The sequence below is a fragment of the Nonomuraea sp. NPDC005501 genome (assembly GCF_040605905.1).
In the GTDB taxonomy this organism is placed as follows: domain Bacteria; phylum Actinomycetota; class Actinomycetes; order Streptosporangiales; family Streptosporangiaceae; genus Nonomuraea.
In genome coordinates this window covers 1-25,219 of sequence record NZ_JBEXDT010000051.1, presented here as the reverse complement: position 1 = coordinate 25,219, position 25,219 = coordinate 1, and the positions used below count along the sequence as shown (strand labels likewise).

General features: G+C 72.8%; 26 protein-coding genes. 16 read left to right on the top strand and 10 right to left on the bottom strand.

The window, feature by feature from the left end:
* Positions 1-63 precede the first annotated feature (63 nt).
* From ABZS51_RS24000 to thpR, 3 genes are read left to right on the top strand one after another with little or no spacing between them, the layout of a single operon-like run.
* A complete protein-coding gene (locus tag ABZS51_RS24000) occupies positions 64-510 on the top strand; it encodes a MarR family transcriptional regulator (RefSeq protein WP_355444911.1) in 447 nt (148 codons plus the stop codon).
* Positions 511-533: 23 nt separating this feature from the next.
* A complete protein-coding gene (locus tag ABZS51_RS23995) occupies positions 534-1,757 on the top strand; it encodes an MFS transporter (protein WP_355444908.1) in 1,224 nt (407 codons plus the stop codon).
* Between the two features lie 40 nt (positions 1,758-1,797).
* Positions 1,798-2,355, top strand: coding sequence for an RNA 2',3'-cyclic phosphodiesterase (gene thpR / locus ABZS51_RS23990; protein WP_355444905.1), 558 nt, complete (start codon positions 1,798-1,800; stop codon positions 2,353-2,355).
* Positions 2,356-2,470: 115 nt separating this feature from the next.
* Here thpR and ABZS51_RS23985 read toward each other — a convergent pair whose 3' ends face one another.
* Positions 2,471-3,439 carry an aldo/keto reductase gene (locus tag ABZS51_RS23985; protein ID WP_355444902.1) on the bottom strand — a complete coding sequence of 323 codons (969 nt, stop codon included), beginning with the start codon at positions 3,437-3,439 and terminating at the stop codon, positions 2,471-2,473.
* Positions 3,440-3,491: 52 nt separating this feature from the next.
* Here ABZS51_RS23985 and ABZS51_RS23980 point away from each other — a divergent pair, with 52 nt between their 5' ends.
* Positions 3,492-4,769 carry an MATE family efflux transporter gene (locus tag ABZS51_RS23980; RefSeq protein WP_355444899.1) on the top strand — a complete coding sequence of 426 codons (1,278 nt, stop codon included), beginning with the start codon at positions 3,492-3,494 and terminating at the stop codon, positions 4,767-4,769.
* A 7-nt stretch (positions 4,770-4,776) separates the two neighbouring features.
* A complete protein-coding gene (locus ABZS51_RS23975) occupies positions 4,777-5,823 on the top strand; it encodes a hypothetical protein (RefSeq protein ID WP_355444896.1) in 1,047 nt (348 codons plus the stop codon).
* 12 nt (positions 5,824-5,835) lie between these two features.
* Here the strand turns inward: ABZS51_RS23975 and ABZS51_RS23970 are convergent, their stop codons facing one another.
* On the bottom strand, positions 5,836-6,210 hold the full coding sequence (locus ABZS51_RS23970; RefSeq protein ID WP_310716257.1) for a hypothetical protein: 375 nt from the start codon (positions 6,208-6,210) through the stop codon (positions 5,836-5,838).
* 81 nt (positions 6,211-6,291) lie between these two features.
* Between ABZS51_RS23970 and ABZS51_RS23965 the strand changes: the two genes are divergently transcribed.
* From ABZS51_RS23965 to ABZS51_RS23935, 7 genes are all read left to right on the top strand, one after another.
* Positions 6,292-7,305 carry an NAD-dependent epimerase/dehydratase family protein gene (locus tag ABZS51_RS23965; RefSeq protein WP_355444893.1) on the top strand — a complete coding sequence of 338 codons (1,014 nt, stop codon included), beginning with the start codon at positions 6,292-6,294 and terminating at the stop codon, positions 7,303-7,305.
* Positions 7,302-8,492: an L-2-hydroxyglutarate oxidase gene (gene lhgO / locus ABZS51_RS23960; protein ID WP_355444890.1), complete on the top strand. Its 1,191-nt coding sequence runs from the start codon at positions 7,302-7,304 to the stop codon at positions 8,490-8,492. Before ABZS51_RS23965 ends, lhgO begins: the two co-directional genes overlap by 4 nt.
* Positions 8,493-8,509: 17 nt before the next feature.
* The gene (locus ABZS51_RS23955) at positions 8,510-9,202 is read left to right on the top strand and encodes a response regulator transcription factor (protein WP_310716251.1); all 693 of its coding nucleotides are present in this window, start codon (positions 8,510-8,512) and stop codon (positions 9,200-9,202) included.
* Positions 9,202-10,623 (top strand): HAMP domain-containing sensor histidine kinase, encoded by a 1,422-nt coding sequence (locus tag ABZS51_RS23950; RefSeq protein ID WP_355444887.1) that lies wholly within the window; start codon positions 9,202-9,204, stop codon positions 10,621-10,623. Before ABZS51_RS23955 ends, ABZS51_RS23950 begins: the two co-directional genes overlap by 1 nt.
* Positions 10,624-10,688: 65 nt before the next feature.
* The gene (locus ABZS51_RS23945; RefSeq protein ID WP_355444987.1) at positions 10,689-11,345 is read left to right on the top strand and encodes a response regulator transcription factor; all 657 of its coding nucleotides are present in this window, start codon (positions 10,689-10,691) and stop codon (positions 11,343-11,345) included.
* A gap of 9 nt (positions 11,346-11,354) precedes the next feature.
* The gene (locus ABZS51_RS23940) at positions 11,355-13,085 is read left to right on the top strand and encodes an ABC transporter (RefSeq protein ID WP_355444885.1); all 1,731 of its coding nucleotides are present in this window, start codon (positions 11,355-11,357) and stop codon (positions 13,083-13,085) included.
* Complete coding sequence (locus ABZS51_RS23935; protein ID WP_355444882.1) at positions 13,082-14,944, top strand: YfjP family GTPase; 1,863 nt, start codon at positions 13,082-13,084, stop codon at positions 14,942-14,944. The genes ABZS51_RS23940 and ABZS51_RS23935 overlap by 4 nt, the downstream gene beginning before the upstream one ends.
* Before the next feature lie 215 nt (positions 14,945-15,159).
* Here ABZS51_RS23935 and ABZS51_RS23930 read toward each other — a convergent pair whose 3' ends face one another.
* The 3 genes from ABZS51_RS23930 to ABZS51_RS23920 form a co-directional block, all read right to left on the bottom strand.
* Complete coding sequence (locus ABZS51_RS23930) at positions 15,160-16,038, bottom strand: hypothetical protein (protein WP_355444879.1); 879 nt, start codon at positions 16,036-16,038, stop codon at positions 15,160-15,162.
* Positions 16,035-16,586, bottom strand: coding sequence for an RNA polymerase sigma factor (locus ABZS51_RS23925; protein ID WP_355444876.1), 552 nt, complete (start codon positions 16,584-16,586; stop codon positions 16,035-16,037). The genes ABZS51_RS23930 and ABZS51_RS23925 overlap by 4 nt, the downstream gene beginning before the upstream one ends.
* Before the next feature lie 82 nt (positions 16,587-16,668).
* Positions 16,669-16,842 (bottom strand): hypothetical protein, encoded by a 174-nt coding sequence (locus tag ABZS51_RS23920; RefSeq protein WP_355444873.1) that lies wholly within the window; start codon positions 16,840-16,842, stop codon positions 16,669-16,671.
* Here ABZS51_RS23920 and ABZS51_RS23915 point away from each other — a divergent pair.
* Positions 16,832-17,017 carry a HAMP domain-containing protein gene (locus ABZS51_RS23915; protein ID WP_355444870.1) on the top strand — a complete coding sequence of 62 codons (186 nt, stop codon included), beginning with the start codon at positions 16,832-16,834 and terminating at the stop codon, positions 17,015-17,017. The genes ABZS51_RS23920 and ABZS51_RS23915 overlap by 11 nt on opposite strands.
* 221 nt (positions 17,018-17,238) lie before the next feature.
* On the opposite strand, the gene ABZS51_RS23910 is transcribed toward ABZS51_RS23915, so the two are convergent.
* Both ABZS51_RS23910 and ABZS51_RS23905 read right to left on the bottom strand, forming a co-directional pair.
* Positions 17,239-18,114 (bottom strand): hypothetical protein, encoded by an 876-nt coding sequence (locus ABZS51_RS23910; RefSeq protein ID WP_355444867.1) that lies wholly within the window; start codon positions 18,112-18,114, stop codon positions 17,239-17,241.
* A complete protein-coding gene (locus ABZS51_RS23905) occupies positions 18,111-18,662 on the bottom strand; it encodes a sigma-70 family RNA polymerase sigma factor (protein WP_355444864.1) in 552 nt (183 codons plus the stop codon). Before ABZS51_RS23905 ends, ABZS51_RS23910 begins: the two co-directional genes overlap by 4 nt.
* A gap of 141 nt (positions 18,663-18,803) precedes the next feature.
* Here ABZS51_RS23905 and ABZS51_RS23900 point away from each other — a divergent pair, with 141 nt between their 5' ends.
* Positions 18,804-19,136 (top strand): hypothetical protein, encoded by a 333-nt coding sequence (locus tag ABZS51_RS23900; RefSeq protein ID WP_355444862.1) that lies wholly within the window; start codon positions 18,804-18,806, stop codon positions 19,134-19,136.
* 133 nt (positions 19,137-19,269) lie between these two features.
* Here ABZS51_RS23900 and ABZS51_RS23895 read toward each other — a convergent pair whose 3' ends face one another.
* From ABZS51_RS23895 to tdh, 3 genes are read right to left on the bottom strand one after another with little or no spacing between them, the layout of a single operon-like run.
* Entirely contained in the window at positions 19,270-20,175 is a 906-nt protein-coding gene (locus ABZS51_RS23895; protein WP_355444860.1) for a LysR family transcriptional regulator, read from the bottom strand.
* A gap of 49 nt (positions 20,176-20,224) precedes the next feature.
* Positions 20,225-21,394, bottom strand: coding sequence for a glycine C-acetyltransferase (locus ABZS51_RS23890; protein ID WP_310715625.1), 1,170 nt, complete (start codon positions 21,392-21,394; stop codon positions 20,225-20,227).
* Positions 21,394-22,425 (bottom strand): L-threonine 3-dehydrogenase, encoded by a 1,032-nt coding sequence (tdh, locus tag ABZS51_RS23885; RefSeq protein ID WP_355444983.1) that lies wholly within the window; start codon positions 22,423-22,425, stop codon positions 21,394-21,396. Before tdh ends, ABZS51_RS23890 begins: the two co-directional genes overlap by 1 nt.
* A gap of 199 nt (positions 22,426-22,624) precedes the next feature.
* Here tdh and ABZS51_RS23880 point away from each other — a divergent pair, with 199 nt between their 5' ends.
* Both ABZS51_RS23880 and ABZS51_RS23875 read left to right on the top strand, forming a co-directional pair.
* Positions 22,625-23,758 (top strand): ROK family transcriptional regulator, encoded by a 1,134-nt coding sequence (locus ABZS51_RS23880; protein ID WP_310715611.1) that lies wholly within the window; start codon positions 22,625-22,627, stop codon positions 23,756-23,758.
* A 145-nt stretch (positions 23,759-23,903) separates the two neighbouring features.
* Positions 23,904-25,193: a sugar ABC transporter substrate-binding protein gene (locus ABZS51_RS23875; protein WP_355444858.1), complete on the top strand. Its 1,290-nt coding sequence runs from the start codon at positions 23,904-23,906 to the stop codon at positions 25,191-25,193.
* Positions 25,194-25,219: the final 26 nt, after the last annotated feature.

The window sequence follows — 25,219 nt, the reverse complement described above, 5'->3', positions numbered from 1 at the left end:
CGTAATGAGTTGGAGAAATATCTTGCCCTGCCCTATAGTTAGCAAAGGTAATGAGACGTGCTAATGAAGAACCAGCAACAGACAGATCTGCGCAGCGACGCGGGCCTGGCCTTGGCCCTGCGCGTGTCGCTCGCCCGGCTGACGCGTCGGCTGCGACGCCAGGCGGCGGTGCACACGCTGACTCCCACCCAGTTCGCGACGCTCGCCGCGGTCGACCGGCACTCCGGGATAACGCCCGGCGAGCTGGCCGAGCTCGAGAAGGTGCAGCCCCCCTCGATGACGCGCGTGATCGCCGCACTCGAGGAACGCGGGCTGGTCTCGCGCACCCCGCATCCGACCGACCGGCGCCAGGTGACCGTGACCGTGACCGAGGCCGCCCAGAAGCTGCTGAAGGAGGAGCGCCGCCGCAAGGAGGCGTGGCTGACGCAGCGGCTGAAGGAGCTGACACCCGAGGAGCGGTCGATCCTCAGGCAGGCGGCGCCGATCCTGGAGAAGCTCAGCAGGATATAGAAGGCGAACAACCCGGGACCGGGATGTTCCGGTCGCTCAGATATCGCAACTACCGCATGTTCGTGGCCGGTGGCGCCGTCTCCAACGTCGGCGGCTGGCTGCAGCGCACCGCCCAGGACTGGCTGATCCTGGACCTCACCCACGGCAGCGCGGCGGCGCTGGGAACGGCGACCGCCCTGCAGTTCCTGCCGATGCTCTTCTTCGGCCTGTTCGGCGGCGTGCTGGCCGACCGCTACCCCAAGCGGCCCATCCTCATCGCGGCCCAGTCGCTCATGGCCGTGCTCGCGCTCACCCTCGGCCTGCTGACGATCACGCACTCCGTCCAGGAGTGGCACGTGTACGTCATGGCGTTCGTGCTCGGCATGATCTCCTGCGTGGAGGTGCCGACCCGGCAGGCGTTCGTGGTCGAGATGGTCGGCCGGCGTGAGCTGTCCAACGCGATCGCGCTCAACAGCTCCTCCTTCAACCTGGCCCGCGTGGTCGGCCCGGCCGTCGCCGGTGTGCTGATCTACGTGCTCGGGGGCACGGGGCCGCTGTTCCTCATCAACGGGCTGACCTTCGCCGCCGTCATCTCCAGCCTGGTCTTCATGCGCAAGTCCGAGCTCCAGCTGTCGGAGCCGGTGCCGCGGGCCAAGGGCCAGCTCCGCGAGGGGCTGCGGTACGTGCTGGAGCGCGAGGAGCTCCTCATGCCGGTGCTGCTGATCGGCTTCGTGTCGATGTTCTCGCAGGCGTTCTCGATGTCGATCGCGCTCATGGCGCGCGAGGTCTTCGCCGCGGGGGCGTCCTCGTTCGGCCTGGCGTCCAGCATGTTCGCCGTCGGCGCGCTCGGCGGGGCGCTGCTCGCGGCCCGGCGGTCGCGGCCGTCACGCAGGGTGCTGATGGCGGGCGCGATCGGGTTCGGGCTGTTCCAGGTCGCCACCGGTCTGGCGCCGTTCTACCCGCTGTACCTGCTGCTGCTCGTCCCCACGGGCGTCGCGCTGATCACAGTAAACACGGCGGCCAACGCCAGCGTCCAGCTCGCCTCCTCGCCCGAGATGCGCGGCCGGGTCATGGGCATCTACATGCTCGTCTTCACCGGCGGTGCGCCGGTCGGCGCCACGCTGGTCGGCTGGCTGTCCGACCTCGGCGGCCCCCGGGCCGGCGTGATGCTCTCCGGAGTGCTCGCACTCGCGGGCACCGGCCTGGCGCTGGTGGTCACGCGGCTGATCGGCTCCCGGGTGCGCCGCACCGTGGCCGCCACCGCCTGAGCGGGGCGGCCGCCGGCCATCCGTTGCAGAATCGGATGGCATGAGGCTCTTCGCGGCCGTGGTGCCGCCCGCCGAGGCGCTCGACGAGCTCGAACGCGTCATCGCGCCGCACGTCGGCGAGGTGCCCGGGCTGCGCTGGCCGGACCGCGCCACCTGGCACATCACGCTCGGCTTCTTCGGTGAGGTGCCCGAGGCGGCCCTGCCGGAGCTGGAGGTGCGCCTGGCCCGCGCCGTACGCCGCCACCACGTCCTGGATCTGGCCTTCACCGGGTTCGGGGCGTTCTCGTCCGTACGGCGGGCCAGGGTCTTCTGGGCGGCCGTCTCCGGCGACCCCATGAACCGGCTGGCCGACTCGGTCAAGGCCGGCGCCCGCCGGGCGGGCGCCGGTCAGGCCGACGACAAGCGCTTCCACCCGCATCTGACACTGGCCCGCGCGCGGGCGGAGACGGACCTCCGCCCGCTCGTCGAGTCGCTGTCGGGCTTCAGTGGGACGCCGTGGCGGACGGAGGCCGTCCGCCTGGTCCGCAGCCACACCGGCGCCCAGGTGAGGTACGAGTCACTGGCCGAGTGGGCGCTGACACCCTCGCGGCCCGATTAGGCTCCACAACGTGGACCGTCCTCGCTCCTGGCTGCTGCCGACCGTGCTCGGCCTCCTTGTGCTGATCGTCATCATCGGCGCCCTGCTCCGCTGACGCGTCCGCGAACCGCGCCTCCTACCAGGCGTAGTCCTCCGGCGCGGTGCGGTGACCGGGGAAGATCTCGTCCAGACGCGCCAGCGCCTGCTCGTCCAGCGTGATCTCCAGGGTCCGCATGCTGCCGTCGAGCTGCTCCAGCGTGCGCGGCCCGATGATCGGGGCGGTGACCGCGGGCCGCGTCAGCAGCCACGCCAGCGCCACGTACGCGGGGTCCTCGCCCAGCTCGTCGCAGAACTTCTCGTACTGCTCGATCCGGTCGCGGTGCTTCTCCAGCTGCTTGACCATGTGCTCGGCGGCCGAGCGACCCTTGTCGATCTTGCGGAGCACGCCGCCGAGCAGGCCGCCGCCGAGCGGGCTCCACGGGATGACGCCGAGGCCGTAGTCCTCGCAGGCCGGCAGGACCTCCAGCTCGACCGCGCGGGTCAGCAGGTTGTAGTGGCTCTGCTCGCTGACCAGGCCCAGCGTGTTGCGGCGGGCCGCGGTCTCCTGGGCCTTGGCGATGTGCCAGCCCGCGAAGTTGGACGACCCGACGTAGAGGATCTTGCCCTGCTGCCGCAGGACCTCCATCGCCTCCCAGAACTCGTCGAACGGCGTGTTCCGGTCGACGTGGTGGGCCTGGTAGATGTCGATGTAGTCGGTCTGCATGCGCTGGAGCGAGGCGTCGCAGGCGCGGCGGATGTTGAGCGCGGAGAGCCGGTCGTCGTTGGGCCAGTCGCCCATCGAGCCGTAGAGCTTGGTCGCGATGACCGTCTTCTCCCGGCGGCCGCCGCCCTTGGCGAACCAGTTGCCGATGATCCGCTCGGTGACTCCCTCGCCCTTCTTCCAGCCGTAGACGTTGGCCGTGTCGAAGAAGTTGATGCCCAGCTCGTGGGCCCGGTCCATGATCGTGAAGGAGTCTTCCTCGCTCGTCACGGGCCCGAAGTTCATGGTGCCGAGGCAGAGCGGGCTGACCTTGAGCCCGCTGCGTCCGAGGTTCACATAATCCATGCCTCCCAGGCTAAATACCTGGAGCGCACTCCAGGCTAGTAGGGTGACGCCGGTGGGCGGGGTGATCATCAGGTCGGCGGTTCCCCTCTTCCTCTCGATGGTGACCAGCGTGATCGGCACCTTCGTGGTCACCTCGGTGCTCGGCCGGCACGCCACCGTCACGCTGGCGGCCTTCGCGGTCATGACCGCCGTGCTCAACCCCGCCGCCGCCGCCGCCGTCACGGGAGCGCTGCGCGGGCTCGGGCCGTTCGTCGCGCCGCACCGCGACGATCCCGTCCGCGCCGTCCCCGTCCTCCGTGACGCGCGCTGGCTCACGCTCCTCGTCGGTACGGCCGGCGCCCTCGCCGTCCTCGCCGTGCCCCTGCTCGCGCGGGTCACCGGCGTTCCCGGCGAGGTGGTCGCCGAGCTGGGGCCGCTGCCCTGGCTGCTGGCCCTCTACCTGCTCGTGTACGCCTCCGGTGGCGGCGCCACGACCGTGCTCGTCGCGCTCGGCCACAGCCGGCAGGTGCTCTGGTCCAGCCTGGCGGGCACCGCCGTGATGGCCTGCTGCTCGCTCGTCCTGGTGCCGCGCCTGGGCCTCACCGGCGTGGGCGTCGCCTGGCTGCTGTGGGGGACGGTCGGCGTGGTGGTGGCCAACGTCTGCCTGCGGCGCGCCATCGGCGTCCGGGTGGGCCGGGGCCGGCCGCGGCCCGCCCGGATCGCCGAGCTGGCCCGGGTGAGCGTGCCGCTGGCCGCCACTGTGCTGATCAAGTTCGGCGGGCTCGGGGTCATCACCTTCGCGGCGAGCACCACCAGTGCCCGTGACGCCGCCGCCCACGCGGTGCTGACCACGCTCACCTCCCTCATCATGCTGGCCTCGCTGTCCGTGGCGCAGGCGTCGGTGCCCGAGGTGGCCCGCGCGCCCGACGCCGCGGGAGCGCGGCGCGCCAACCGGGTGGCGGCGCTGGTCGCGCTCGGCGGCACGGCCGTGGGCGCGCTCGTCCTGCTGGTCGTGAGCGATCCGGTGCTGGCGCTGCTCACCGACGACCCCGGCGTCCGGGAGCGGGCGGCCGGGCTGCTGCCGCTGATGCTGCTCGCCTCGGCCGCCGACGGCGCGCAGGCGGTGCAGGGCATCGGGCTGACCGCGCTGAAGAAGTCCGCGGCCAGCATGGTCTACTTCGCCGGCGGTTACGGGCTGATGGTGGTGGCGGCCGTGCCGGTGGCGGCGACCTGGGGGCTCACCGGGCTGTGGGCGGCCCTGGCCGTGACCAACCTCGTTCTGGTCGTGCTCCAGGGCACGGGCTTCCACCGGCACAGCGCTCGGGTCGGTCGGGCGGTCGTTGAGGCATGATGGCGGCGTGGGGGACCTGAGACGGGCGGTCGTGGCCGCCGCGGCGACATGCGTGGTACTGGGCGCTCTCTCGGCGCCCGCGGCGGCCGACGACGTGGGCAAGAGGCTGTTCCGGTTCAAGGACAAGCGGATCACCGAGTCCAGCGGCCTGGCGGTCTCGCCGACGCACCGGGACGTCTACTACACGCACAACGACAGCTCCGCCGCCCCCGTCTTCTACGCGGTCGGCGGCGACGGGCGGACCCGGGCGACGTTCCGGGTGAGCGGGGCGCAGGCGCGCGACTGGGAGGCGATGGCCGCCACCAAGGACCCGGTCACCGGCCGGGGCGTGCTGTGGTTCGCCGACATCGGCGACAACATGGACGGCGCGTGGCCCGACGTCTCCGTCTACAAGGTGACCGAGCCGGAGACCCTCCGGGACGCGACCCTCCCAGCGGTCCGCTACCGCTTCCGTTACGAGGACGGCGCCCGCAACGCCGAGGGGCTCATGGTCCACCCGGTCACGGGGCGGCTGTACGTGGTGTCCAAGGAGTTCGCGGGGTCCGTGTACGCCGCCCCCGCGAAGCTGCGCACCGGCCGGGTCAACGTGCTGCGCAAGGTGGCCGCCGCGCCGCTGATGGCCACCGACGCCGCGTACGCGCCGGACGGCTCCTCGTACGTGGTCCGCACCTACTTCTCGGCCACCCTCTACCGGCCGGACGGCGACATGATCACCAAGGTGTCGATGCCGGAGCTCGACCAGGCCGAGTCGATCGCGTACACGGCCGACGGCAGGGCGCTGCTCGCAGGCAGCGAGGGGGCGTCGAGCCCGGTCTACCAGGTGCCGCTCCCGGACCAGGCGGTGCGGGACGTCCCGGCGTCGGCCGAACCCACGCGGAGCCGGAGCCCCCGCACCTCGCAGCGGGGAGCCCGCACCGCCTCACCGCGGCCGGAGGCGTCGGACGGCGAGAACGGCGGGGGGAAGGGGCTGAGCGCCCGGGACGTGTTGATCTGGCTGGCCGCCGCCGCGGGCGCGACCGGTGTGATCTCCTACATCGCCCGCCGCACCCGCTGACGTCCGGCGGGCTCAGCGGTGGTGGCGCATCGTGGCGGTGAACAGGTCGCCCCGCAGGGCGCGCTCCACCACCTCGATCGAGCGTGACAGCCGTACCAGGCGGGGTCCCTCCTGCCGGTAGGCGTCGAGGACGGCCTCGATGGCGTGCGGCGGCAGGTGGCCCTTGAGGTCGACGGCGGCGCCGCGGTAGCCGGCGCGGGCCGCCTCGACGGCCGAGCGGACGTGGTGGCTCGCCATCCGGGCCAGCGCCACGGGATGGCGCCTGAGCACCTCGTAGGCGCGGTAGTCGGGCGGCACCGCGTCGAGCAGCCAGGCCACGGCGGACGTCTCCCAGTCGGGGACGCTCGGCGGCCGGACCTCGGCGGGCCACTCCGGCGGGACGTACATGAGTCCATCGTACTCACGTTCGATTCCGCGGCCAGGGGGAGGACGGTTGATCGTTCACCAAGTGAGCGCTAGGTTGGCCGCATGCGCGTGCTGGTCACCGGTGCCTCCGGGTTCGTCGGAGCGCACGCGGCCGTCGCCCTGGCCGAGGCCGGGCACGAGCCGCACCTCCTCGTCAGGGACCCGGCCAAGGCCGCGCGCTCCCTGGCCGGAGCCGGCCTCGGACGGACCGGCGCCTCCTGGCCCCTGCACCGGGCCGACATCCGCGACGCCGGGGCCGTCCGCGACGCGCTGGAGCGCTGCGACGCCGTGCTGCACGCCGCGGCCGACATGGGCGTCACCGGGCACGGCGCCGACCTGCGCGGCTCGAACGTCGTCGGCCTGCGCAACGTCCTCGACCAGGCCGTCGAGCTGGGGCTAGACCCCGTCGTGCACGTCTCCACGGTCGCGGTGTTCGTCCCGCCCGCCGGGCCGGTCATCACCGCCGGCAGTCCCCTGGCCGGCCCGCGCAACGCGTACGGCCGGTCCAAGGTCGAGGGCGAGCGCCACGCGAGGAGCCTCGACGGCGTGACCATCGTCTACCCCGGCGGCCTGCTCGGCCCGGGACAGCCCAGGCTGGACGCGCTCAACGAGGGTCTCCGGGCCGGGACGCGCTCCGGCTGGCCGATCGTCCCGGGCGGCGTGTGCGTGCTGGACGTGCGCGACCTGGCCGTGGCGCTGGCCCGCTGCTTCACGCCGGGGCAGGGTGCGGGGCGCCACCTCATCGGTGGACATTTCCTGACCTGGGCGGAGCTCGCCGCCCTCTGCGCCGAGCTGACCGGCCGGCGCGGGCGCGCGTACCGGCTGCCAGCCGGCCTGCTGCGCGGGGTCGCGGCGGCCCTCGACGGCGCCAAGGCGCTCGGCGCCCGGATCGCCTACCCCCTGACCCGCGACGCGGCCGAGATCATGCTCACCATGGTCCCCACCGACGACGCCCCCGCCCTGGAGGCGCTCGGCGTCACTTTGCGCCCGGTTCGAGACACCGTTTCGGATACATTGCGGTGGCTCTGCGCGGAAGGCCACCTGGATCGGCGGGAAATAGGCAGACTGTCGCCGTGACGGAGAAGATTGGGATCGTCGGCGCCGGCATCGTCGGCCTGGCGGTCGCCCGCGAGCTGGCCATGCAGCGCGGCGCCGAGGTGACCGTGCTGGAGAAGGAGAGCCGGGTCGCGGCCCACCAGACGGGACACAACAGCGGCGTGGTCCACGCGGGCATCTACTACCCGCCCGGATCGCTCAAGGCCCGGCTGTGCCGCGAGGGCGTGGCGCTGCTCAAGGACTACTGCGCACGGCACGCGCTGCCGTACGAGGAGGTCGGCAAGCTCGTCGTCGCGAGCACCCGCGCCGAGCGCCCGCTGCTGAAGGCGCTGGCCGAGCGGGCCAGGGCCAACGGCGTGCCCGGCGTCGCCGAGCTGGACGCGCTGGGCCTGCGCGAGATCGAGCCGCACGCCGTCGGTGTCGGCGCCGTCCACTCGCCGCACACGGCGATCACCGACTTCGCCGCGGTCGCGCGCCGCCTCGCGCTCGACGTGGCGGAGCTGGGCGGGTCCGTACGGCTGGAGCACCAAGTTCGCGCGATCAGGGAGACCGCCTCGAGCGTGGAGGTGGTGGCGGCCGGGCGGCGCTTCGCCTTCGACCGGCTGGTGGTGTGCGCCGGACTCGGCACCGACGGGGTCGCCGCGCTGGCCGGCCGCCGGGGCGACATCAGGATCGTGCCGTTCCGCGGCGAGTACTACGAGCTCGCCGGCGACGCCAGGGACCTGGTGCGCGGCCTGATCTACCCGGTGCCCGACCCGCGCTACCCGTTCCTCGGCGTCCATCTGACCCGGCACATCGGCGGAGAGGTGCTGGTCGGCCCGAACGCCGTGCTGGCGCTCGCCTACGAGGGCTACCGGCGGCGCGACGTGCGGGACGTGCGGCGGATCATGGGCTGGCCCGGAACGGTGCGGATGGCCGGGCACCACTGGCGCACCGGCCTGAAGGAGATCTACGGCTCGCTGGCCAGGCGCGCCTTCCTCAAGGCGGCCCGGCGCTACGTGCCCGAGCTGACCGCCGAGGACCTGCGCCGCACCGAGGGCGGCGTCCGGGCGCAGGCCGTGGCCAGGGACGGCCGCCTGGTCGACGACTTCGCCGTGGACGTGGACGGCCGGGTGGTGCTCGTCCGCAACGCCCCCTCTCCGGCGGCCACGTCGAGTCTCGCGATCGCGCGGCATATCGTCGCACTTGTTCCGGCACTCGCCCGATGAGTGCATCCTTGGATGTGATGGAAGCGCGCCTGCTGATCGTCGAGGACGACCCCAACATCCTCGAACTCCTCGCCGCGAGCCTCAGGTTCGCGGGGTTCGACGTGACCACGGCCAAGAGCGGCCACGACGCGGTGGCCGCCGTGCAACGGCACCGGCCGGACCTCATCGTGCTCGACGTCATGCTGCCCGACTTCGACGGGTTCGAGATCGTGCAGCGGCTGCGGGGCGGCGGGACGCACACGCCGGTGGTGTTCCTGACCGCCCGCGACGACACCGAGGACAAGATCCGCGGTCTGACGCTCGGCGGCGACGACTACGTGACCAAGCCGTTCAGCCTCGAAGAGGTGGTGGCCCGGATCCACGCGGTGCTGCGCCGCACCACCGGCGACGGGCCCGCGCCGCCGCCGCGGCTGACGTTCGCCGACATCGAACTGGACGAGGAGAGCCACGAGGTGTGGCGCGGCGGCACCGCGGTGGCGCTGTCGCCGACCGAGTTCAAGCTGCTGCGCTACTTCATGACCAACGCCGGCCGGGTGCTGTCCAAGCCGCAGATCCTCGACCACGTGTGGGACTACGACTTCCGGGGCGAGGTGGGCATCGTCGAGTCGTACGTGTCGGTGCTCCGCCGGAAGATCGACAACCGGAGCCCTCGGCTCATCCACACGCTGCGCGGTGTCGGATACGTGCTGCGCCTGCCGCCGAGTCCCTGATGTCCGGCCTGCCGCTCAGGATCAAGCTGATCGCCGCGATGCTGGCGCTGCTCGCGCTCGGCCTCACCTTCATCGGCCTGGTCAGCGTCTCGGTCCTGCACGGCTACCTGCTCGACCGGGTCGACGGCCAGGTCAACCTGGTCGCCGTACGCATGCAGAAGAAGCTGGAGTACGACTTCCAGCGGCGCGAGAAGGGCCGCAAGGTCGGGGACAAGCCGCTGCTCATCGAGTCCGACACGATCGTCCTGGTACGCGACGGGGCCGGCCGCTACCAGCCGCTCCAGATCGACCGCGACGTGGACTTCAAGTCCAAGCCGGTGCTGTCGCCCTCGCCCGGCCCCGGCATCTACACCGCCAAGGCCGGCGACGGCGAGGGCGAGTGGCGGGTCCTGCACACCGCGACCCCGCACGGCTCGTTCGTCGTGGCCGCCGACCTGACCGAGGTCAGCGAGATCACCCGGCGGCTGGGCCTGATCGAGCTGCTCGGCGGCGGCGGCATCCTGCTGATCCTGGCCGTCGTCGGCGTGACCAGCGTGCGGCGCAGCATGCGCCCGCTGATCCAGATCGAGCGCACCGCCGAGGCCATCGCGGGCGGCGAGCTGGGCCGGCGCGTCCCCGACGGCGACCCGCGCACCGAGGTGGGCCGGCTGGCCCGCTCGCTCAACGGCATGCTCGCGCAGATCGAGGCCGCGTTCGCCGCCCGCTCCGCCTCCGAGGCCGCGGCGCGCCGCTCCGAGGACCGCATGCGCCAGTTCGTGGGGGACGCCTCGCATGAGCTGCGCACCCCGCTCACCTCCATCCGCGGCTTCGCCGAGTACGCCCGGCAGAACCCCGGCGCCGACCCCGCCGAGCTCATGCAGCGCGTGGAGAAGGCGGCCGGCCGGATGAGCCTGCTCGTGGACGACCTGCTGCTGCTCGCCCGCGTCGACCAGCAGCGCCCGCTCAGGATGGGGCCCGTCGACATGCTCGCACTGGCCGCCGACGCCGTCCACGACGCCCGCATCCTGCAGCCCGACCGGGTGATCAGCCTCGACGTCGTCGGCGGCGCCGCCCTCATCGTCTCCGGCGACGAGGTGCGGCTGCGCCAGGTCATCGGCAACCTGGTGACCAACGCGCTCGTCCACACCGACCCGGGCACGCCCGTCACCGTCCGTGTCGGCGCCGGCCGCGACACCGTGTTCCTGGAGGTCGCCGACAAGGGGCCGGGACTGCCGCCGGACCAGGCCGAGAAGGTCTTCGAGCGCTTCTACCGGGCCGACACGGCGCGCTCGCGGCGGCGGGCCGGCGACGACCGGGGCAGCGGCCTGGGCCTGGCCATCGTGCGGGCCCTCATGGAGGCCCACGGCGGCGCCGTCACGCTGACCACCGAGGTCGGCGCCGGCTGCACCTTCCGCGTCGAACTCCCACTCGCCTTGGAGTGACCCTTCAGCTATTCCTCAGCTCCCTGCGTAACGCTATGTAGGTGACCGAACCCGAGGCGCTGATCATGGTGGTGGACGACGAGCCCAGCATCAGGGATCTGCTGTCCGCCAGCCTGCGCTTCTCCGGGTTCCAGGTGCTGACCGCCGCCGACGGCTACGAGGCCGTCGAGGTGGCCGAGCGCACCTCGCCCGACCTCGTGGTGCTGGACGTGATGCTGCCCGACCTCGACGGCTTCGAGGTGGCCAGGAGGATCACCGCCCCCGTGCTCTTCCTGACCGCCCGTGACGCCACCGAGGACAAGATCGCCGGGCTGGGCGTGGGCGACGACTACGTCACCAAGCCGTTCAGCCTGGAGGAGGTGCAGGCCCGCATCCGCGCGGTGCTGCGCCGCACCCGGGGCGAGAGCGCGCCGGCCACCCGGCTGAAGGTCGCCGACCTGGAGCTGGACGAGCACACGCGCGAGGTGTGGCGGGCCGGCGAACCGGTGCGGCTGTCGCCGACCGAGTACAAGCTGCTGCACTACTTCATGTCCAACGCGGGGCGCGTCCTGTCCAAGGCGCAGATCCTCGATCACGTGTGGAACTACGACTTCGGCGGCGACGCCGGCGTGGTCGAGTCATACGTCTCCTACCTGCGGCGCAAGGTCGACGCGGTCGAGCCGCGACTGATCCACACGCTGCGGAGCGTCGGATATGTGCTTAGGGAGCCGCCTGCGGGCTAGCTTGAGGACATGGACCTGCTGGGTGCGTTGGAGGGGCTGCGGCGCCGGCTCGACGGAGAGCTGTTCCCGCTCGCCATCGGCCGTGCCGAGGACGATCGCCGGCTGCTGAGGGAGATGACCGGGCAGCTCGACGACTACCTCCTGCCGCGGCTGCGCGCCATCGACGCGCCGCTGCTGGCCGTGGTGGGCGGCTCCACCGGGGCGGGCAAGTCCACGCTGGTCAACTCGCTCGTCGGCGCCGACGTGGCCGAGCCCGGCGTGCTTCGGCCGACCACGCTCGTGCCGACGCTCGTCGCCAGCCCGGCCGACCTCGACTGGTTCATGGGCGCGAACGTGCTTCCCGGCCTGTCCCGCACCAGCGGCGAATCGGCGGGCGCGCTGCGGGTGGTGACCTCCGAGGCGCTGGGCGCCGGGCTGGCCCTGCTCGACGCCCCCGACATCGACTCCGTGGTGACCGCCAACCGGGAGCTGGCGGCGCAGCTCCTCGCCGCCGCCGACCTGTGGCTGTTCGTCACGACCGCCGCCCGTTACGCCGACGAGGTGCCGTGGAGCTTCCTGCGCTCGGCCCGCGAGCGGAGCACCGCGCTCGCCGTCGTCCTCGACCGGGTGCCCCCGGAGGCCGCCGCGCCCGTCACCCGCGATCTCGAACGGCTCCTCGTGGCCAACGGGCTCGACGGCACCCGGCTGTTCACCGTGCCGGAGGCGGCGCTGCCGTCCGAGAAGGCGCGCCTGCCCGCCCCGCTCGTCGGGCCGATCGTCGCCTGGCTGACCGGGCTGGCCGCCGACGCCGCCGAGCGGGCCCGCGTGGTGCGGCAGACGCTGTCCGGGGCGCTCGACAGCCTGGCCGCGCGGGTGCCCGAACTCGCGACCGCCGTGCGGCGGCAGCAGGCCGGCTTCGACGGGCTCCGGTCCATCGTGACGGGGGCGTACGCGGGGGCGATGGCCGACTTCGACGAGGGCATGCGCGACGGCTCGCTGCTGCGCGGCGAGGTGCTGGCCCGCTGGCAGGACTTCATCGGCACCGGCGACCTGATGCGGTCCCTGGAGAGCCGGGTGGGCTGGCTGCGCGACCGGCTCGTGTCGTTCTTCACCGGCCGCGTGCCCGCCGCCGAGCTGCGCGACGCGCTGGAGAGCGGGGTCGAGGCGCTGATCAGAGGAGCCGCCGACGCCGCCGCGGAGCGCGCGCTGGACGGCTGGTCGGCCGCGCCCGGCGGCCCCGGGATCATCGAGCGGGTCGGCGCCGTCGAGGCCGCCCGGCTCGGCCGCGCCTCGCCGGACCTGGGCAAACGGGCCGAGGCCGCGGTGCGGGGCTGGCAGGAGTTCGTGATGGACCTCGTACGGCAGGAAGGCGGGGAGCGGCGCACGACGGCGCGGCTGGCGTCGTTCGGGGTCAACGGGGCGGGGCTGCTGCTCATGCTGGCCGTGTTCGCCTCGACGGGCGGGCTGACCGGGATCGAGGTGGGCATCGCGGGCGGCACCAGCGTGCTGTCGCAGAAGCTGCTGGAGGCCATCTTCGGCGACCAGGCGGTGCGGACGCTGACCGTCCGGGCCCGGGACGATCTGCGGGAGCGGGTGCGGGTGCTGATGGAGGAGGAGGCGGCGCGGTACACCGCGCTGCTGGAGCCCGTCGAGCCGTCGCCGGGCACGGCGGACGCCCTCATGGAGGCGGCCGGGTCGGTGCGGGCCCACCGCGCGGAGCTGCCACCCGGCGCCCTGGACACGCCGGGAGGTACGGCATGAAGCTGCTGCGCCGCAAGGAGGGGCCGCCGCTGAGCTCCCGGCTGGACGCCTTGCTGGAGGCCGCCGCGCTGGCCGGGGGACGGTTGCCGGACGGCGCGGTGGAGTCCGCGCGGGCGGTGGCCGAGCGGGCCGGGGTCCGCCGCAGCCTCTCGGCCGAGCACACGGTCGTCGCCCTGGCCGGGGCCACGGGGAGCGGGAAGTCGTCGCTGTTCAACGCCCTGACGGGGACGGAGGTGGCGGCGGTGGGCGTCACACGGCCGACCACGTCCGCCGTGCAGGCGGCGGTGTGGGACGGCGACGCGGGGGCGGGGCCGCTGCTGGACTGGCTGGACGTCTTCACCCGCCATGAGGCAGGCACCCCCACAGGTCAGGATTTTTCCGGACTCATCCTGCTGGACCTGCCTGACCACGACTCCATCCGGCTCGACCACCGCCTGGAGGTCGACCGCCTCGTCGAGCTGGTCGACCTGCTGGTGTGGGTGCTGGACCCGCAGAAGTACGCCGACGCGGCGCTCCACGAGCGCTACCTGCGCCCGCTGTCCGGGCACCGCGACGTGATGGTCGTGGCGCTCAACCAGGCCGACCGCCTGCCGCCCGACGCGGTGGACCGCTGCCTGCGCGACGTGCGGCGGCTCCTGGACGAGGACGACCTGAAGGGCGTGCCGGTGCTCGCCACCTCGGCCCGTACCGGCATGGGGCTGCCCGAGCTGCGCGCGCTCCTGGCGGGGCGCGTCGTGGACCGCCGCGCCTGGGCCACCCGGCTGGCCGCGGACGTCACCACCGCCGCCGACCTCCTCGCCACCGCCTCCACCGGCTCCTCGGGGACCCCGCTCGAGGAGGAGGCGGCGGGGGAGACGGACGAGCACGACCACCCCACGACGGCCTCGCCCGGCACAGCTCTCGGGGTCCTGGCCGCGGGCAGGGAGATCACGCGCTCCGCCGAGCTGCCGGAGGCGGAGCCGGCCGGAGACGTCACGGCGCGGCTGGGAAGGCGGCTCACGGTGGCGCTGGAGGAGGCGGCCGGCGTGCCGCTCGTGCTGGAGGCCGTGGCGAAGGGGCACCGGCACCGGGCCGTGGTCGCCACCGGCTGGCCGGTCACCCGGTGGATCCGCCGCCTCAGGCCCGACCCCCTGCGCCGCCTCCGCCTCGGCACAGGCATCAGCCCGGGCCCCGGCCCCGGAGCGGAGAACGGATCGAGGAGCGGCACCGGCACGGCGATCGCCGCGTCAGGTGGCATGCCCGCCGCCAAGGCCCCCGCCCGGCGGGACGACGGCCGGCAGATCGTCGGGCGTACGTCCCTGCCGGCGGCCTCCGCCGTGCAGAAGGCGCGGGTGGAGACCGCGATCCGCGACGTCGGCGAGGCCGCCGCGACCGGGGCGCCCGGCCCGTGGGCGGCGGCGGTGCGGCGGGCGGCGCGGGCGCGCTCGGCCGAGCTGGCCGACGCCGTCGACCGGGCCGTGGGGCGGACGTCCGTCCAGGCGGCCAGACCGCCCCGGTGGTGGAAGGCTGTCGGGTCGGTGCAGTGGCTGGTGTTCGCGGCGATGGTGGTGGGCGCGCTCTGGCTGGGCGTGCTGTTCGCGCTGGACTACCTGCGGCTGCCGGAGCTTCCCGTGCCCACGCTCGGCGTGGTGCCGTGGCCGACCGTGCTGCTCGTCGGGGGAGCGCTGGCCGGGATCCTGGTGGCGCTGCTGTCCCGGCTGGCGGCCTGGGCGGGTGGCCGGCGTCGCGCCCGCCGTACGGCCAAGGCGATGCGCGCCGCCATCGGGGAGGTGAGCGCCGAGTACGTCCTCCAGCCCGTGGAGGCGGAGCTCGACGCCTACACCCGCTTCCGCGACGCCGTGGAACGGGCCCGGGTGTGACCCGGATGGCCGTCACACGGCGCCCGCACCCCAGCCCGAACCCCGGAGGGACCCAGGCCGCCGAGGGCATGTGGATCCCGCGCGCCCCTGAGCGCGGGAGCCCGGCCCTCGGGCGCCTCGGTGACGAGCGTCCTCCGGGCGACGGCGGCCGGGGCCCCATGGCCCCGTGAGGCCCCCGGCCGCCGGCGGGAGCGCGACGAGCCCCCTGCCCGGGTTCATGACGTCGGGCATCCGTCGCTCACGAGCAGCTTCTTCATCAAGGCGTCGGTCATCGGCTCCACACTGACCACCAGGACGGCGTGGCCGTAGCTCCTCAGGCCGCCCCAGCGCACGTACATGGAGTCCGGCACACTCGTCGTGACCTGTGCGTCCTTGCCCCGCTGGCCTGGCTTGCGGATGGCGTACTCGTCGACGGTCACGCCCCGCTTCTTGAGCTCGGCGCGCACCTCCCCCACGGGCCGGCCGTAGAAGGGCACGCAGTTCATCGGCTCGCGGACGGCGGTGAGGGAGCCGCTGATCTCGTACTGCTCGCCGGGGCGGGCCGCGCGGCCGAGCCGCACGCCGGCCGAGCCGGTGAAATCCTTGGCGATCTTGAGGCCGATCGGGCAGGTGCGGCCCACGCCGACGCAGCCCTCGGGCCGGTCGATGCTCATGATCTTGTCCCGGTAGGGGAAGGGGGTCATCGGCTTCCAGTCGGGCGTGTCCATGGACAGCTCGCCCTCGAAGGCCGGCGTGGCCGGCACGACGCGCAGGTCCACGTTCAGGCCGAGGCTCTTGAGCTGGGCCTCGTACACCTTCGGGGAGGCGTACAGGTCCTTGACCGCGATGACGAAGTAGCCGCCCTCCTCCTTGACGTCCAGCGCGGCGGCGGGCGTGCTGTTCAGGGCCGAGGGGACGATCCAGGCCGCCGCCGCGAGGGCCGCGGCCACCGGCAGCGCGACGAGCGGGCGCCACCTGCGCCGGGGCCGGGCGGCGGGTGCCGGCTCCGCGTCCATGATCTCGTTCATCATTTCCCGCGCGAGCGGAGTCAGGGGCGCCGCGGGCACCGGGGCGGGCGCCAGCCGCTCGACGACGTCGTCCAGGTTCGTGGTCACGTGCTCTCCTTGGCGAGACGGACGGCCCGCGGGCCGTAATCGGCGAGGTCCTCGTCGGTGGCGGCCAGTTCGGCCGCGAGCCGCCTGCGCGCGCGGTGCAGACGCTGGCGGGCGGCGATGCGCGAGCAGCCCAGCACCTTGGCGATCTCGGCGCCGCCGAGGCCCTCCCAGCCGGCCAGCGCCAGCAGTTCCCTGTCGTCGTCCGACAGGCGCAGGAAGGCCGCGCGCGCCGCCCCGGGCGCCCGGTCCGCCGGGGACCCGGCCCAGGCGGCCAGCTCCTCACCCAGCCGCTGGGTCAGCGCCGTCCTGCGGGTCTCACCGCGGCGGTGGTTGGCGAGGGTGCGCCGGGCCACGCCGTACAGCCAGAACAGGGCGCGATCGCCGGCCGGCACCTCGCCGAGCCGCCTCCATGCGGTGGTGAAGGTCTCCGCCAGCAGGTCGGCGATGTCGTCCGGCGAGTCGGCGCGCCGCCGCACGTAAGCGGCGACGGCCGCGTAGTGCTCCGTGTAGATCTGCTCGAAACGGCGGCGAGGATCGGGTTGTCCCACGTCGTCGTCCTTCCGGTACGGGAGTGTCACATGATGGCCAGTGTCCGGACCGGAGCAGCTGTGACATCCCCGGCGAAAAGGCTCAGGATCGCACGGGGGCGGCCGGAGCGGCGGGCGCGGCGGGGGCGCCCGGCAGCCGGTCACCGCGCGGCAGCAGCGGGCCGCAGGCCCGCACCGCCGCGCCGTACTTCACCGACCGGACATCGACGTCCTCGCCCTTGCGGGTGCTGCGCCCGCTGGCCCGTATGACGGCCACCGTCCGGCACATCACGGCCGACCGGCTCGACCGGCGGCTGGCCGCGTCCGGGCCCGGCGACGAGCTCAAAGAGCTGGCCGACACGTTCGACGCGCTGCTGGACCGGCTGGAGTCGGCGTTCACGGCGCAGCGGGCGTTCGTCGCCAACGCCTCCACGAGCTGCGCACGCCGTTGACGTTGCAGCGGGCCATGACCGAGGTCGCGCTCGCCGACGCCGCGGCGCTGCGGGCCGTGCTGGAACGGCTGCTCGCCGCCGGCAGGCACCAGGAAGGGCTGATCGAGTCACTACCCTGCCGCCGCGGCCGCGGGCCCAGTGTCCTCGCGGAGAGGGCGGCTGCCCGGCGCCCCGTGCGGGCAGCAGCCCCGGTACGACCAGGAGTTCGGCCCCCGCGCCGCCTAGGAAGTCGGGCAGTTCGAGCCGCGGCGGCCCCCCGGCTCCTGCGGCTCGGACCCCTCGTAGACGTTCAGGCTCGCCTTGCCCGGCTCCCTCATGCTGCCGCCCTCCACCAGCCACGAGTCCGGGACCGACTCCTTCGTCCCCCCGGAGACGGGGTCCATGTCCACGAAGTCCTGGACGGTCACGCCGCGTTCCCGCAGCATGTCGCGCACCTCGGACACGGGCCGGCCGATGTAGGGCAGGCAGTGCAGCGGCTCGCCCAGGGCGTCGATCATGGTGCTGTTCTCGAACTGCTCGCCGGGCCGGGCCTCCCGCCCGAGGGTGATCTCGGCGGGTCCCTGGAAGTTCTCCGGGATCTTCACCCCGATCGGGCAGCCGCCCAGCTTGTCGCAGTCCCCCGGCCGGTCGATGGTCTTGATCTCGTCGAGATACCGGTTCTCGGTGGGCGAGACAGGGAAGACGGACCCGACGAACGCCGGGGTCGAGGGGATGACCCTCAGGGTCACGTCCAGACCGGCGTCACGGAGCTGGCTCTCGTAGGCGGCGGCGTCGGCGTACAGGTCCTTGACCTCGATGACGAAGTAGCCGTCCTCCTTCTTGATGTCGAGCGCCGCGGCCGTCCCGGGGCCGAGGCCGAGCCCGGCGGGCAGCAGCCAGCTCAGGCCGAGGAACGCGGCGGCCAGCAGGGCCACGCCCGGCACCGCGGCGCGCAGGACCAGCCTGCGGCGCCCATGTCTCTCCGTCGCGGCGGGCACCCGGGCGGGCGCGGCCTCGGCGGTCATGATCTCTCGCATCAGCGCCCGGGCCCCTTCACTCATGCCGGGCCCGGAGGCGGGCTTGAGGTGGGCGACGACGCGATCCACATCGGTGTTCATGACTTCCCCTCCGCGAGTGCGACGGCGCGCAGGCCGTACGTGGTCAGATCCAGGTTGTCGGCGGCCAGTTCTCTGGCCAGCCGTTTGCGGGCGCGGTGCAGGCGCAGGCGTACGGCGCCGCGCGAGCAGCCGAGCACCTTGGCGATCTCGGCGTGGCCCAGTCCCTCCCAGCCGACGAGCGACAACAGCTCCCGGTCGTCGGGCGGCAGGCGCCTGAACGCCTGGTAAGCGGCGTCGCCGTCCCGGTCCGCCACGGGCCGGGACCAGCTGGTCAGCTCCTCGCGCAGCCGCGCGGCCAGCGCCGAGCGGCGCTCCTGGGCGCGGAAGTGGTTGGCGAGGACACGCCGGGCGACGCCGTACAGCCACAGCCGGGCCTCGTCGCCGCCGGGCACGTCGCCGAGCCGCCGCCAGGCCGTCGTGAACGTCTCGGCGATCACGTCGGCGGTGTCGTCGGGGGAGTCGGTACGTCGCGTGACGTAGGCGGCGATGGCGGGGTAGTGCGCCAGGTACAGCTCCTCGAAGCGCTGCTCGGGCGTTGGGGGGCCCATGTTGGCTTCTCTCGGTGTTTTGGACACATCTCAGGAGATGTCCGGCTCTGGGGTTCCGTTTCATCGGGGCCGTGACAGAAGCCCTCTGGACATTTCCTCATGCGTCATGAAGATCCCTCAGGCGATCGCGAGAGGTAGCGCATGAGCTCAGGCAATGGTCTGATGGCCGCCGTCCTGGCCGGGTCGGTCGGCTTCACGGCCGTTCCGGCGCCCGCCGGTCCGGACGCGGCCGACGCCGGACGGACGGCCACGCGGCACGGGAGCGACCGGACGGGCACGGTCACGCGGCAAGGGAACGACCGGACGGGCACGGTCACGCTGATCACCGGCGACCGGGTCGTCGTCACCTCCGCCGGCCACCGGGTGGAGCCGGGACCGGGCAGGCAGAGGTTCGTCTCGCTGCGCGCCAAGGTCACGGACGCGGCGAGTGACCGGGTGACGCAGACCATCACCCGGGCGTACGCCGTCGGCTGACACCGGCCGCGCGTCCGGCCGCGTCGGTGTGCTGCTGGCCGGTCTCGATCACGTACGTGTCCGTGGGCGAGCGCGGAATTTCACGTGACGTCACGCGGAGACCCGGTCCTCGCCGGACCGTGGGGAAGTGGCCTCAGACCGGGGCGATGGCGCGCAGGGTGTCGAGCACCTGCCGGAGGAGCGGGTGGGCGGCCGCGCCGCGGCGGACGGCGGCGAAGACGCGCCGCTCCGGGCCCGGCGCGGGCCGTACCGTGACACCCGACAGCGTCATGTCGCGCAGGGCGAGCCGGGGTACGAGCGCCACCCCCGCGCCCGCCGCGACCAGCGCCGCCACGGCGCGGAAGTCGTCCGAGCAGTGCGCGAACGCGGGCGTGAACCCCGCCTGCTCGCACGCGAAGGCGATCACGTCGTGGACCGGGTTGCCCGGGTGGGGGCCGATCCAGGTCTCACCGCCCAGGTCCGCGAGCGCCACCGGCTCGTCGGACGGCCCCGCGGCCAGGGGGTGCTCGTCGGGGAGGACGAGGTCGAACGGCTCGGCGTACAACGGGACCCGGGACAGGCGGCCGTCCGCCGCCTCCGGCCAGCCGCGGTACTCCACGACGACGGCCAGGTCCGCCCGCTCGTCGAGCAGCATGGCCAGCCCCTGGTCCCCCTCCACGTCCCGTACGCGGACCTGCAGGCCCGGGGCCTTGAGCCGGAGCGCGGCGACGGCCGGCGCGAGGACGGCGCTGATCGCGGTGGCGAAGCAGGCCACGGTGACCTCGCCCGCCTCCCCGGAGGCGTAGGCGGCGACCTCCGCCTCGGCGCGTTCGAGCTGGGCGAGCACCTCGTCCGCGTGCCTGAGCATGATCGTGCCCACGGCGGTGAGCCGCACGCCGCGGCCGTCGCGGGTGAACAACCGGTGCCCCACCTCGTGCTCCAGGGCGACGAGCTGCTGCGACACGGCCGAAGGGGTGAGGTGCAGGGTGGCCGCCGCGGCGGTGACCGTGCCGTGGTCGGCCACCGCGCGCAGCGTGCGCAGGCGGCGCGTGTCTATCACGCTGGTGAGAATACCTACGGCGCCCGCCTGGCCGTGGGGGCCAGGACGGTCAGCCGCGGGCCTGGGCGAACGCCTCCACGGCGCGGTCCACGTCCTCGGCGGAGTGCGCGGCCGAGAGCTGGACGCGGATGCGGGCCTGGCCGTGCGGCACCACCGGGTACGAGAACCCGATCACGTAGATGCCCAGCTCCAGCAGCCGGTCCGACATGGCCGACGCCTTCGCCGCGTCGCCGATCATGACCGGGACGATCGGGTGGTCGCCGGGCAGGATGTCGAACCCGTGGCGCGTCATCTCGCTGCGGAAGCGGGCCGTGTTGGAGCGCAGCCGCTCCCGCGCCTCCCCGGTGCTCTCCAGCAGGTCGAGGATGCGCAGCGAGGCGGAGGCGATGACGGGCGCGAGGGAGTTGGAGAAGAGGTACGGCCGGGAGCGCTGGCGCAGCAGCTCGCAGATCTCCCGGCGGGCCGAGACGTAGCCGCCGCTGGCCCCGCCGAGCGCCTTGCCCAGAGTGCCGGTGATGATGTCGATCCGGTCGGTCACGCCGTGCAGCTCGGGCGTGCCGCGCCCGGTGGGGCCGACGAAGCCGACGGCGTGGGAGTCGTCCACCATCACCATCGCGTCGTACCGGTCGGCCAGGTCGCAGATCTCCGGCAGCGGGGCGAGGTAGCCGTCCATGGAGAACACGCCGTCGGTGACGATCAGCCGGCGGCGGGCGTCCGACGCCTCCTTCAGGCGGGACTCCAGCTCGCCCATGTCGCGGTTGGCGTAGCGCAGGCGGCGGGCCTTGGACAGGCGGATGCCGTCGATGATGCTCGCGTGGTTGAGCGCGTCGGAGATCACCGCGTCCTGGCCGTCGAGCAGCGTCTCGAACACGCCGCCGTTGGCGTCGAAGCACGAGCTGTACAGGACGGTGTCCTCCATGCCGAGGAAGGCGGACAGGCGTCCTTCGAGCTCCTTGTGCACCTCCTGGGTGCCGCAGATGAACCGGACCGAGGCCATGCCGAAGCCCCACCGGTCGAGCGCCTCCTTGGCCGCCGCGACCACCTCGGGGTGGTCGGCCAGGCCGAGGTAGTTGTTGGCGCAGAAGTTCAGCACCTCCTGACCGGCGACGCGCACGTTCGAGCTCTGCGGGGTGCTGATCACGCGCTCGGGCTTGAGCAGCCCGGCCTCGCCGATCTCGTCGAGCGTCTCACGCAGCTGCTCGCGCACGTTGGTGAACATCAAGCACAACTCCAATCCAAAATGACCTTGCCCGTACGGCCGCTCGCGGCGGTGTCGAAGGCGGCGTCGAACTCCTGGTACGGGAACCGGTCGGTGATCACCGGGGTCAGGTCGAGGCCCTTCTCCAGCAGGACCGACATGTTGTACCAGGTCTCGAACATCTCACGGCCGTAGATCCCCTTGATGGTGATCATGGAGGTGACGATCGTGGCCCAGTCGACCGCGAACTCCTCCGCGGGCAGGCCGAGCATGGCGATCTTCCCGCCGTGCGTCATGCTCGAGATCATGTCGCGCATGGCCCGCGGGTTGCCGGACATCTCCAGCCCCACGTCGAAGCCCTCGCGCATGTCGAGGCGGCGCATGCCGTCGGCGAGGGAGTCGCGGGCCACGTTCAGCGCGAGGGAGACGCCGAGCTTGGCGGCCAGGCCGAGGCGCTCGTCGCTGACGTCGGTGATGACGACGTTGCGGGCGCCGACGTGGGTGGCCACGGCCGCGGCCATCAGCCCGATCGGGCCCGCGCCGGTGATGAGCACGTCCTCACCGACGAGGGGGAACGACAGGGCGGTGTGAACGGCGTTGCCGAACGGGTCGAAGACGGCCGCCACGTCGGGATCGACGGGGACGCGGTGGACCCAGGCGTTCTCGGCGGGAAGCGTGACGTACTCGGCGAAGGCCCCGTCGCGGTGCACGCCGAGGCCGACGGTGTTGCGGCACAGGTGACGGCGGCCGGCCATGCAGTTGCGGCACCGGCCGCACACGATGTGGCCCTCTCCGCTGACCAGGTCGCCGACGGCGACGCTCTCCACGCCGGGGCCGAGCTCGACGACCTCGCCGCTGAACTCGTGCCCCACGACGAGGGGAAGCTTCAGGGTGTTTCTCGCCCAGTCATCAAATTTCCGGATATGGAGGTCGGTGCCGCAGATGCCGGTACGCAGCACCTTGATCAGCACCTCACCGGGCCCCGGCGTCGGCTCCGGAACGTCGACCAGCCGGAGACCAGGCTCGGGCCTATCCTTGACCAGCGCTTTCATCATAGATTCCCCCTCATCCCGAACCTAACGCACTGTGCCGTCCCGGCTCCGGGCATGTCCATCGAGGGATTCTTAAGTGCCCCCACAGCTTCGCTTCACGCCGCCGCCCGGCGTGTTGGCACGCCTCCTGGCCGCCCCGCGATTAAGCAACAAGGTTTGTTAAGTAAGATGTCGATCTGACGGTTTCCCTGGAGGTCCGGTGCGACAGCAGAGCGGCGACGCCTCCCTTCTGCGCAGGCTCAACTCCGCCGCGGTGCTGCGCATCCTGCGGGAGGCCGGGGTGGCCACGCTGAGCGAGCTGGCCAGGGCGGCCCGTGTCTCCAGGCCGACGGCCGAGGTGATCGTCGAGGACCTGGTCGCCGAGGGCTGGGCCGAGGAGTGCGGCGAGGAGCAGGGCGACCGCCAGCGCGGCCGGCCGGCCCGGCGCTTCCGCTTCCGCGCGTCGGCGGGTCACGTGGCGGGGGTCGGCATCGGGGCCTCCCACGTACGCGCCATGGTGGCCGACCTCAACGGCGAGGTCGTCGCCTCGCACAAGGCGCCCACCCACGCGACGATGACCGCGGCCGAGCGCCTCGACGCCGTCGCCGGCCTGGTCTCCGCCGTCGCCGACCGGGCCGGGCTGTCCATGGCCGGCCTGGCGGCCGTCGGCGTGGGCACCACCGGTGTGGTGGACAACGCGGGCCGCGTGGTCAAGAGCACCGTCCTGCCCGGCTGGACCGGCCTCGACCTGCGGGCCGAGCTGGGGCGGCGGCTCGCGCCGCCCGTGCTGGTCGAGAACGACATGCGGCTCGCGGTGCTCGCCGAGCACTGGCGGGGCGTGGCGCGCGGTCATGACGACGTGGTCTACCTCTTCACCGGCCATCGGCTGGGCCTCGCCCTGCTGATCGGCGGCCGGCCGCACCGGGGCGCCAACGCCGCCGCCGGCGAGATCGGCCGGCAGGCCCGCGACCACTGGTCGGCCTTCAAGCACGTCTTCGACTACGCGATGGAGGCGGAGCCGGGCGAGCTGCGCTCGCACCAGCAGGCGGCCGACTTCGCCATCGCCCGGGCGCGCGCCGGCGACGAGCGGGCGCTGGCGGCCGTCACCGCGTTCGCCCGGCACCTGGGCGAGGGCCTGCTCACGCTGGTCAACCCGCTCGACCCGGAGATGGTGGTGGTCGGCGGCCGCCTGGCCAGGGCCGGCGACCTGCTGGTCGAGCCGATTCAGCGCTACTTCGACGACGTGTGCTACTACCCGCCGAAGGTCGTGGCCTCCGGCCTGGGCAGCGACTGCGTCACGCTGGGCGCCGTCCGGTGGGCGCTGGACCGCGCCGATGACCTGCTCTTTTCGTAGAGTTCTTCGATAATTCTGTCACGAAGCTGTCACGCAGCGGTCGCGTGCGCGCATCTTCTGCAAGATCCTGCACGATTATCTATAGTTGTTTTCATAAATGAGCGCTATCTTCCAGTCACGCGCAAACCCGACAGATGGGGACGACATGACAGGCAAGATGAGGGCGCTGATGTGCGCCGGTGCGCTCGTGGCAGGACTCGCGGGATGCTCCTCGTCTGACGGGGGCGGCTCCGGCGGCAAGGTGACGCTGACCTACGCCTACTGGGACAGCGAGAACCAGGGCCAGGCGATGAACAAGATCGTCCAGGAGTTCGCCAAGACCCACCCGAACATCGAGGTCAGGCTCCAGTTCACCCCGAACAAGGAGTACTGGACCAAGCTCCAGACCTCCGCGGCCGGCGGCACGGCGCCCGACGTCTTCTGGATGAACGGCCCGCGCATCGGCCTGTACGCCTCCCAGGGCGCGCTGATGCCCCTGTCCGACCGGATCGCCGCCGACAAGCTCGACCTCGGCAAGTACCCCAAGTCGCTGGTCGACCTCTACACCCTCGACGGCAAGCAGTACGGCATCCCCAAGGACTTCGACACCATCGGCCTCTGGTACAACAAGGACCTGTTCGACGCCGCCAAGGTCAAGTACCCCGACGCCTCCTGGACCTGGGACGACGTCCGCGCGGCGGCCAAGAAGCTGACCGACCCGGCCAAGGGCGTCCACGGCATCGGCGCGATGCCCTGGTCGCAGGAGGTCTTCTACAACACGATCTTCCAGGCCGGCGGCTATGTGATCTCCGACGACAAGAAGAAGTCGGGCTACGACGACCCCGCCACCATCGAGGGCCTCACGTTCTGGAAGGACCTGCTCGACCGGAAGCTCTCGCCGACGGTCCAGCAGATGACCGACAACGACCCCATCGAGATGTTCAAGAGCGGCAAGCTCGCCATGTGGTACGACGGCTCGTACGACGCCTCCCAGTACTTCAAGACCGAGGGCCTCAAGGCCGGAGTCGCCCCGCTCCCCGCCGGGCCCAAGGGCGAGGCCACCGTCATCCACGGCCTGGCCAACGTCGTCTACGCCAAGACCAAGCACCCGCAGGAGGCGTGGGAGTTCGTCAAGTTCCTCGGCTCGGAGCAGGCCAACCGCATCCAGGCCGAGGCCGGCGCCGTCATCCCGGCCTACGAGGGACTCCAGGAGTCGTGGGTCAAGTCGATGCCCGGACTGGACCTCCAGGCGTTCATCGACCAGGTCCCGGACGCCCGGCCGTACCCGGTCTCGAAGAACACCGCCGCCTGGACGCGCCTGGAGACCGACGCGATCACCAAGGCGTTCACCGACGGCCAGGACGTCGAGGCGGCGGCCAAGCAGCTCGCGACGGCCATGAACGCGGCCCTGTCGCAGGAGCCAGCCGGTCACCGGCGCCGACGACGAACGCGTTGAACTCGGCCAGCCCGCGCTCCGTGGCC

Bases quoted from the DNA above. Each gene is read 5' to 3' on its own strand.
- ABZS51_RS24000 (WP_355444911.1), top strand. From the start codon at position 64: ATGAAGAACCAGCAACAGACAGATCTGCGCAGCGACGCGGGCCTGGCC.
- ABZS51_RS23995 (WP_355444908.1), top strand. From the start codon at position 534: ATGTTCCGGTCGCTCAGATATCGCAACTACCGCATGTTCGTGGCCGGT.
- thpR (WP_355444905.1), top strand. From the start codon at position 1,798: ATGAGGCTCTTCGCGGCCGTGGTGCCGCCCGCCGAGGCGCTCGACGAG.
- ABZS51_RS23985 (WP_355444902.1), bottom strand. From the start codon at position 3,439: ATGGATTATGTGAACCTCGGACGCAGCGGGCTCAAGGTCAGCCCGCTC.
- ABZS51_RS23970 (WP_310716257.1), bottom strand. From the start codon at position 6,210: ATGTACGTCCCGCCGGAGTGGCCCGCCGAGGTCCGGCCGCCGAGCGTC.
- ABZS51_RS23965 (WP_355444893.1), top strand. From the start codon at position 6,292: ATGCGCGTGCTGGTCACCGGTGCCTCCGGGTTCGTCGGAGCGCACGCG.
- ABZS51_RS23955 (WP_310716251.1), top strand. From the start codon at position 8,510: ATGGAAGCGCGCCTGCTGATCGTCGAGGACGACCCCAACATCCTCGAA.
- ABZS51_RS23950 (WP_355444887.1), top strand. From the start codon at position 9,202: ATGTCCGGCCTGCCGCTCAGGATCAAGCTGATCGCCGCGATGCTGGCG.
- ABZS51_RS23945 (WP_355444987.1), top strand. From the start codon at position 10,689: ATGGTGGTGGACGACGAGCCCAGCATCAGGGATCTGCTGTCCGCCAGC.
- ABZS51_RS23940 (WP_355444885.1), top strand. From the start codon at position 11,355: ATGGACCTGCTGGGTGCGTTGGAGGGGCTGCGGCGCCGGCTCGACGGA.
- ABZS51_RS23935 (WP_355444882.1), top strand. From the start codon at position 13,082: ATGAAGCTGCTGCGCCGCAAGGAGGGGCCGCCGCTGAGCTCCCGGCTG.
- ABZS51_RS23915 (WP_355444870.1), top strand. From the start codon at position 16,832: ATGACGGCCACCGTCCGGCACATCACGGCCGACCGGCTCGACCGGCGG.
- ABZS51_RS23910 (WP_355444867.1), bottom strand. From the start codon at position 18,114: ATGAACACCGATGTGGATCGCGTCGTCGCCCACCTCAAGCCCGCCTCC.
- ABZS51_RS23905 (WP_355444864.1), bottom strand. From the start codon at position 18,662: ATGGGCCCCCCAACGCCCGAGCAGCGCTTCGAGGAGCTGTACCTGGCG.
- ABZS51_RS23900 (WP_355444862.1), top strand. From the start codon at position 18,804: ATGAGCTCAGGCAATGGTCTGATGGCCGCCGTCCTGGCCGGGTCGGTC.
- ABZS51_RS23890 (WP_310715625.1), bottom strand. From the start codon at position 21,394: ATGTTCACCAACGTGCGCGAGCAGCTGCGTGAGACGCTCGACGAGATC.
- tdh (WP_355444983.1), bottom strand. From the start codon at position 22,425: ATGAAAGCGCTGGTCAAGGATAGGCCCGAGCCTGGTCTCCGGCTGGTC.
- ABZS51_RS23875 (WP_355444858.1), top strand. From the start codon at position 23,904: ATGACAGGCAAGATGAGGGCGCTGATGTGCGCCGGTGCGCTCGTGGCA.